Annotated in this window: 1 pseudogene; it reads right to left on the minus strand. The window is 43.2% G+C overall.

Going from position 1 to position 310, the window contains the following annotated elements:
• Positions 1-310 (minus strand): annotated as a pseudogene (locus AOA60_RS01075) (NAD-dependent DNA ligase LigA); the annotation flags it as partial.

The raw sequence follows: 310 nt of genomic DNA on the forward strand, positions 1-310 counted from the left end.
CACCAATGGTTCCATCTCCCCGTGTTGCGCCTAACACAAATCTACCTTCTTCATAGATTAACGTTACAGCAAGCCCATCTATTTTAAGTTCACAGCTGTAGGTTGGGTTATGGCCCAGTCCTTGGCGAACACGACGATCAAAATCACGAAGATCATCACTATTAAATGCGTTAGATAGACTGAGCATCGGAATGGTATGTTGGACCTTCTTAAACTGGTCTAAAGGCTTGCCCCCAACTCTTTCAGTGGGGGAATCATCTCTTTTATATTCTGGGTGTGTTTCTTCTAGACTCATTAACTCTCTTAGAAG

Source organism: Pseudomonas sp. 2822-17, from assembly GCF_002742485.1.
GTDB classification, from domain to species: domain Bacteria; phylum Pseudomonadota; class Gammaproteobacteria; order Pseudomonadales; family Pseudomonadaceae; genus Aquipseudomonas; species Aquipseudomonas cyclaminis.